This is a genomic window from Mesorhizobium sp. M4B.F.Ca.ET.089.01.1.1 (assembly GCF_004022605.1).
Classification (GTDB): Bacteria; Pseudomonadota; Alphaproteobacteria; order Rhizobiales; family Rhizobiaceae; genus Mesorhizobium; species Mesorhizobium abyssinicae.
This window is the reverse complement of record NZ_RZOS01001155.1, coordinates 1-647: the sequence shown is the minus strand read 5'-3', so window position 1 is coordinate 647 and position 647 is coordinate 1. Positions and strand designations below refer to the sequence as shown.

The 647-nt window shown below is 59.7% G+C and carries 1 protein-coding gene; it reads right to left on the bottom strand.

The genetic code is table 11. The features are described from left to right. Window positions 1-478 (bottom strand): hypothetical protein (locus EN780_RS36545; protein WP_128276611.1); only part of this gene is annotated, 478 nt, incomplete at its 3' end. Window positions 479-647 lie beyond the last annotated feature (169 nt).

The window sequence follows — 647 nt, the reverse complement described above, 5'->3', positions numbered from 1 at the left end:
GGATTATCGGCATTCCGAACGCCGCGGGCAGAATCCAAAATGCAATGGCCGGAAGCTCCTTCCAAAGCGGCAGGTTCTTGCCGTTGTCGACGTAAAATGCGGTGAGCATCACGATGTAGGAGAGGCCCATGCCTGTGAGATGCAGCCTGGGCCACTGGCGCCAGCGTCGCCGGGCGGCGGTGCGTCCGAAACAGGCGGATGCGAAGGAAATACTCCCCAGTGCGAACAGGTGGGAGTTTTCCGCCCAGCGCATGAGCGATAGGGCGCTCATGGTGACGAACACGCCGCACAGGCACCAGAAGTAGATGATGCCGAACCTCGAGTGCCGGCCGCGTCCCTTTTGAGCGAACATCGCGCCAGCGCCGGTGATCACGGCGGCAAGCCCGAACAGGACATGAAGAGCCACGACAGACAGAAACACCGTATCGCGGGACGGAATGGGAATGCCCAGGACGATGGTTTCGCCTTCGTTTGCCATGCTCACTCGCCGCCAGAACCCATGCGCGCAATCGGCGGCCACGCCTCCATCTCCAGGGCATATATATCACGTTCGACCAGCAATACGTTGACGGTAGGCGAACCCGCCGCCTGTATTTCCACAATATTCGAAATTGCCTTGACGGCTTGGCCGGAAATGCCTATTCCTA